7 protein-coding genes and 1 pseudogene are annotated in these 6,435 nt (G+C 63.4%); all 8 read right to left on the bottom strand.

Annotated features, from left to right (window positions below):
* On the bottom strand, positions 1–747 hold a 747-nt coding region (locus ABW043_RS09955), incomplete at its 3' end, for an anti-sigma factor family protein (protein ID WP_353921056.1).
* On the bottom strand, positions 744–1,250 hold the full coding sequence (locus tag ABW043_RS09950; protein WP_353921055.1) for a sigma-70 family RNA polymerase sigma factor: 507 nt from the start codon (positions 1,248–1,250) through the stop codon (positions 744–746). The genes ABW043_RS09955 and ABW043_RS09950, both read right to left, overlap by 4 nt.
* A 14-nt stretch (positions 1,251–1,264) precedes the next feature.
* On the bottom strand, positions 1,265–1,657 hold the full coding sequence (locus tag ABW043_RS09945) for a COG4315 family predicted lipoprotein (RefSeq protein WP_353921054.1): 393 nt from the start codon (positions 1,655–1,657) through the stop codon (positions 1,265–1,267).
* 81 nt (positions 1,658–1,738) lie between these two features.
* Positions 1,739–2,284 (bottom strand): hypoxanthine phosphoribosyltransferase, encoded by a 546-nt coding sequence (gene hpt / locus ABW043_RS09940; RefSeq protein ID WP_353921053.1) that lies wholly within the window; start codon positions 2,282–2,284, stop codon positions 1,739–1,741.
* A 720-nt stretch (positions 2,285–3,004) separates the two neighbouring features.
* A pseudogene (gltD, locus tag ABW043_RS09935) lies at positions 3,005–3,256 on the bottom strand (glutamate synthase); the annotation flags it as partial.
* 170 nt (positions 3,257–3,426) lie between these two features.
* The gene (locus tag ABW043_RS09930; RefSeq protein ID WP_353921052.1) at positions 3,427–4,854 is read right to left on the bottom strand and encodes a glutamate synthase subunit beta; all 1,428 of its coding nucleotides are present in this window, start codon (positions 4,852–4,854) and stop codon (positions 3,427–3,429) included.
* A gap of 11 nt (positions 4,855–4,865) precedes the next feature.
* Positions 4,866–5,156 (bottom strand): hypothetical protein, encoded by a 291-nt coding sequence (locus tag ABW043_RS09925; RefSeq protein WP_353921051.1) that lies wholly within the window; start codon positions 5,154–5,156, stop codon positions 4,866–4,868.
* Positions 5,157–5,161: 5 nt separating this feature from the next.
* Positions 5,162–6,435 (bottom strand): GltB/FmdC/FwdC-like GXGXG domain-containing protein (locus ABW043_RS09920; RefSeq protein ID WP_353921050.1); only part of this gene is annotated, 1,274 nt, incomplete at its 5' end.

Below are 6,435 nucleotides of genomic sequence, written 5' to 3'. Positions count from 1 at the left end.
GGTGCGGGCGATGGCCTGCAGCTTTTCGGCCGGATAGGGGGCCGTGATGGTGCAACTGATCGCGGCATCAGCCCAGAAGAGCGCCGTATCGAGGCCGAGATTGGCCAGCTCGTAGCTGGGCGTGTCGGGGCCGGGCGAGGGCGTCACGTAAAGCGTCAAGCGTGCGCCGGCCGTGTCTTCATACATGAGCTGGGCGGCGCGGCCGCCGGGCACATTGGGAGCGGGAAGCAGACGGCCGCCAAGGAAGGTCAGGCCGGAGGCGCTGAGGTCGGGCATGGCGAGCGTCGTCTGCAGCCTGTTCGAGAGCCAGGAGGACAGGTGCTCGCTATCGGCGCCGTTCACTTCGACGGCGTGGCGGTTTTCAAGCACATAGACGGTATGGGCGCTGACGGCGTCGGCGATGAGGCGGTCGGCAATTCCGGGCGTGTCCATCTGGCCGCGCAGCAGCCAGCCGGCGCCGAGGCCCAGGCCGAGCATGAGAACAGCGGCGGCCGCCCCCATGAAGAAGCGGTTGCGGCGCCTTTGCTGGGCTTGCAGCAGTTTTTCGACCGATAGCCGAGGCGGCATCGGTTCGGCGGCGACGGGTCCATAGAGGGTGCGGATGGCATTGGCCTGGCGTTGCATCAGGGCGACTTCGGCGGCGGCGTCGGCGTTGCCTGCGAGATAGGCGTCGACCTCCGCCCGGTCCGCTGGGGAGAGCGCGCCGTCGGCATAGGCCATCAATGTGTCGCGGGTGATGTCGCTCATTTCACGGTTCTTAAATGCGGTTCGGACGGTATGCCAGTCAGTGTCTTCAACGCGGCCCTGGCGCGGCCGAGACGGCTCATCAGCGTGCCGAGGGGAATGTCGAGAATTGCGGCTGCCTCGGCATAGGGAAGGCCTTCGAGAGTGACCAGCAGCAGTGCCTCCTTCTGTTCATGTGGGAGGGAACCTATGGCTCGATCCAGTTCGGCCAGCGCCATATGCCCGGGCTGCGGGGCCGGCACCGACGGCTCGGGGATATCGGCAAGGTTCACCGGCTCGCCGCGGCGGCGCGCACCGCGCAGACTATTGCGATGGACATTGACGAGGATGGTGAAAAGCCAGGCGCGGACCGGGCCCTTCGGCCGGAAGAGACCGCGCTTGGCGAGGGCCCGTTCGAGGCAATCCTGCACGAGATCATCGGCGCGATCGAAATCGCGTGTCAGCGCCCGGGCGTAACGCCTGAGCGCCGGCACGGCGGCCTCAATCTCATGCAGGATGTCGACCAAGAAAGGCCTCGGGGTTATTCGATGGCAAGATGCCAGACGTCGCCGACGCCGTCACCCTTGATGTCGCCGGCTGCGGTGTCTTCATACCAGTAGTAAAGCGGCATGGACTTGTAGGCCCACATCTTGGTGCCGTCGGTGCGGTCGACCAGGGTGAAATCGCCTTCGGCCGCTGCAGAAGCATCGGCAAACAGCGGCGGCCACTTCTCGGCGCAGGTGTCGTAGCAATTGGTGACGCCCGCGGTGTCCTTGTCGAAGATATAAAGGGTCATGCCATTGGCATCGGTCAGCACCATCTTGCCGCCAATGTCGGTGGATTTGACCGCGCCGCCGAGATAGTCGGTGGCAAAGGTCGGGGCGACGATGAGGGCGAGGGCCGCTGCACCGGCCAGAAGCGAACGCAGGATCATGATGTGTCTCCTCTTGGCGGGCGCTTTATGCGGCCCGCAAAGAGACAAACACCGGCGCGGCGGGTTTAATCCCGGCCCGTGCTAATTTTCTTCGGTGAAACGGACGGCGCCGATGTGGGGGAGGTTGCGGTTGCGCTGGGCGTAGTCGATGCCGTAGCCGACAACGAAGCGGTCGGGGATCTCGAAGCCGAGCCATTTGGCATTGATTTCGGTCTCGCGGCGGCTGGGCTTTGAGAGCAGGGCGCAGACTTCCATGCGGCGGGGATGGCGCGTCTCGAGGATTTCGAGGACGTGCTTAAGTGTATGGCCCGTATCGATAATATCTTCGACAACCAGCACGTCGCGGCCGCCGATTTCGCCGCGCAGATCCTTCAGAATACGGACTTCACGGCTCGATTCCATCGCGTTTCCATAGGAGGACGCTTCGATGAAATCCACTTCCACCGGCAGGTCGAGTTCGCGGACGAGGTCGGCGATGAAGATGAACGAACCGCGCAAAAGCCCGACGACGACCAGTTTGTCGGTGTCGGCGAAATGGGTCGAAATCTCTTTTGCGAGGGCCTCGACGCGGGCGGCGATGGCCTTGGCGGAGATCAGTTCGTCGACGACGTAGGGCTTTTGGGTCATGGCAGATCCGAGTAACGCAAGCGCGAGACTGTTAGCAGACTGTTGGCATCGAGGGTAGCGGCTGGCGGAATAGGTCACAGAACGACGATGCCCCCGGCGGTGATCCGGGGGCATCGGTGTTTGCTGCTGCCATTTTTTGAGGGTGGGCCCCCGGGGCGCCCCAAGGGCATCGGTGTTTGTGGTTGCTGTTTACCGGAGACTGTCCACTGGAGATTTGCCGGGGACGGTTTAAGCGCAGAGGCCTCGGGTCGGGCCCAAGGGCGCCGGTGTTTGTGGAGGCCGTTTACTGGAGACTGTCCACTGGAGACTATCTGCCGGAGATGGCTTGAGCGCAGAGCCCTCGGATCGGCCCCAAGGGCGTCGGAGTTTGTGGCGGCTGTTTACTGGAGACAGTCCAGTGGAGAATATCTGCCGGGGATGGCTTATGCGCGGAGCCATCGGAACGGCCCCGAGGGGCGTCGGTGTTTGTGGCGGCCGTCTATTGGAGACTGTCTACTGAGACTATCCGCCGGAGACGGCCTAAGGCCAGAGCCCTCGGGTCGGGTCAGAGGCGTCGGTGTTTGTGGCGGTTGTCTACTGCAGACTATCTACTGGAGACGGCTTAAGTGCAGAACCCTCGGGTGGGGCCCGAGGGTGACGCTTGAGGGCGGGGTGCCATTCGAGCATGGCCTGCTCAGCTAAAACCGCTCCACCGGAGCGATTTTGCCTTTGGTGCGCTTCTCAGCGCGGCAGGTCCGTCTTGCCCATGAGATCGAAATCGATCGAGCGGGCGGCCTGGCGGCCTTCGCGGATGGCCCAGACGACGAGGGACTGACCGCGACGCATGTCGCCGGCGGCGTAAACCTTGGGCTTGGTCTTGCGGTAGGTCATGGTGTCGGCAAACAGGTTACCGCGCTTGTCGTAGTTGGCGTCGAGTTCGGCCAGCATGCCGTCGTGCATCGGGCCGGCGAAGCCGATGGCGAGGAGCCCGAGGGGCGTTGGTGTTTGTGGCGGTGTCTACTGCAGACTATCCACTGGAGACGGCCTAAGCGCAGGGCCCTCGGGTTGAGCCCGAGGGTGACGTTTGGGGTGGGGCGCCATTCGAGCATGGCCGGCTCAGCGAAGATCGCTCCAGTGGAGCGATCTTGCCTTTGGTACGCTTCTCAGCGCGGCAGGTCCGTCTTGCCCATCAGATCGAAATCGATGGAGCGGGCGGCCTGGCGGCCTTCGCGGATGGCCCAGACGACGAGGGACTGACCTCGACGCATGTCGCCGGCGGCGTAAACCTTGGGCTTGGTCGTGCGGTAGGTCATGGTGTCGGCAAACAGGTTGCCGCGCTTGTCGTAGTCGGCGCCGAGTTCGGCCAGCATGCCGTCGTGCACCGGGCCGGCAAAGCCGATGGCGAGGAGCACGAGGTCGGCCTTGATGATGAATTCTGAGCCGGGGATCGGCTGGCGCTTGCGGTCGACGCGGGCGCATTCGACTCCGGTGACTTCACCGCGAGCATTGCCGATGATCTTCATGGTGCCGGCGGAGAACTCGCGGATAGCGCCTTCAGCCTGGGAGGACGAGGTGCGCATCTTGACCGCCCAATTGGGCCAGTTGGTCATCTTGTCTTCGAGTTCGGGCGGCATCGGGCGGACGTCGAGCTGGGTCACGGCGATGGCGCCCTGACGGAACGAGGTGCCGACGCAGTCAGAGGCAGTATCGCCACCACCGACGACGACGACATGCTTGCCGGCGGCGGTGAGCTGGACTTCGTGGGAAACGTCTTCGTAGCCGACGCGACGGTTCTGCTGCACGAGGAAGGGCATGGCGTAGTGAACGCCGTTGAACTGCTGGCCTTCGACGTCGACTTCACGCGGACGTTCGGAGCCGCCGCAGAGCAGCACCGCGTCATGATCGCGCTGCAGATCGGAGAGCGGGACGTTGACGCCGATATTGGCGCCATAGTGGAAGGTGACGCCTTCGGCTTCCATCTGGGTGGTGCGGAAGTCGATGTGTTCCTTTTCCATCTTGAAGTCGGGGATGCCATAGCGGAGCAGGCCACCGGCCTTGGGCTCACGCTCGAAGAGGTGAACCTCGTGACCGGCACGGGCGAGCTGCTGGGCCGCAGCCATGCCGGCGGGACCGCCGCCGACGACGGCGACCTTCTTGCCGGTCTTGATCTTGGGGAGCTGCGGTTTGACCCAACCGGCGCGGATCGCCTTGTCGGCGATGGCCTGTTCGACCGTCTTGATGGCGACCGGAACGTCTTCCAGGTTCAGCGTGCAGGCTTCCTCGCACGGGGCGGGGCAGATGCGGCCGGTGAATTCGGGGAAATTGTTGGTCGAGTGGAGGTTGCGCGCAGCCTCTTCCCAATCGTTGTTATAGACGAGGTCGTTCCAGTCCGGGATCTGGTTGTGGACCGGGCAGCCGGTATCGCCGTGGCAGAACGGAATGCCGCAATCCATGCAGCGCGCCGCCTGATCGACGATGCGACCTTCCGTCATCGGAATGGTGAATTCACCGAAGTGACGGATGCGGTCGGACGCCGGCTCGTAGCGCGGTTCTTCGCGTTCGATCTCGAGAAAGCCTGTTACCTTACCCATGGCTTTGCTCCTTACTTCAACAGGTCTTCGGAATAGGGTTCGCAGCTTGCCGAGTCGAACTCGGCGCCGGCGAATTCCGGGATTTTCATCGCTTCAACCTGACGCTTAAAGGTTGGAAGCTGATCGCGATAGCTGCTCCGGCAATCGGCAAGGCTAAGCCCCGCGGGCGCCGTGAAGAGCAGCGATTTGGTCGAGCCGTCCTGCAGACGGTAATTCAGCACCACTGCAGCTTCCGGCGCTGCGAGCGCCGGAGCCACAGAGGCTGAAAGCAGGAGGGCAGCCAGGGCCAAAGTCTTTGTCATCGACATCACTCCGCGGCCACATGGGTGCCGGAACCGCGCTTGCGTTCCATCTCGAGGATAGCGCGGCGATATTCGACCGGCATGACCTTCACGAATTTCGGGCGCATTTCGACCCAGTTGTCGAGGATCATCTTGGCCTTGGTCGAACCGGTATAGTGCAGGTGGTTCGAGATGAGCTGATGCAGGCGCTCGTCGTCGTGCTTGGTCATGTCGCCGGAAATGTCGACGCGGCCATGCCATTCGAGATCACCACCGTGGTGGTGAAGCTTGCGCATCAGGTCTTCTTCTTCCTGCACCGGTTCGAGATCGACCATGGCGAGGTTGCAACGGCTGCGGAAGGTCTCGTCCTCGTCGAGGACATAGGCCACGCCGCCCGACATGCCGGCTGCGAAATTGCGGCCGGTCTGGCCGATGACGACGACGAGACCGCCGGTCATATATTCGCAGCCATGGTCGCCCGTGCCTTCGACAACGGCGATTGCACCCGAGTTACGCACGGCGAAGCGTTCGCCGGCGATGCCGCGGAAATAGGCTTCACCCTTGATGGCGCCGTAGAGGACGGTGTTGCCGACGATGATCGACTTGCTCGGATCGAAGGATACCTGATCGGACGGGCGCACGACGATGCGGCCACCGGAAAGACCCTTGCCGACATAGTCATTGGCGTCGCCGATCATGTCGATCGAGATGCCCTTGGCGAGGAAGGCGCCAAAGGCCTGGCCGGCGGTGCCGCGGAGGGTGATCGACACCGTGTCTTCCGGCAGGCCCTCGTGGCCATACTTTTTGGCGAGGGCGCCCGAAAGCATGGCGCCGGCCGAGCGGTCGCGGCTGCGGATCGGCAGTTCGATCTGCACGGCCTTGCCCTCTTCGAGAGCCGGCTTGGCGAGTTCGACGAGCTTGCGGTCGAGAACGGCTTCGAGGTGATGGTTCTGGAACTCGGAGTGATAGAGCGTATCGCCCCCGATCGGCTCGGGCTTGTAGAAGACCTTGGAGAGGTCGATGCCTTCGCTCTTCCACTGGCCTTCGGCGCGGCGCTGATCGAGGAGATCGGAACGGCCGATCAGTTCGATGAGCGTGCGCGCACCCATTTCCGCCATCAAACCACGCAGTTCTTCAGCGATGAAGAAGAAGTAGTTGATGACGTGTTCGGGCGTGCCCTTGAAGCGCTTGCGCAGCACCGGGTCCTGGGTGGCGACGCCAACCGGGCAGGTGTTGAGGTGGCACTTGCGCATCATGATGCAGCCGGCCGCGATCAGCGGCGCGGTCGAGAAGCCGAATT

Origin of the sequence: Devosia sp., assembly GCF_040509215.1 — a bacterium.
GTDB lineage: Bacteria > Pseudomonadota > Alphaproteobacteria > Rhizobiales > Devosiaceae > Devosia.
The sequence above is the reverse complement of the archived record's forward strand: the minus strand, read 5'-3'. Positions and strand labels throughout refer to the sequence as shown.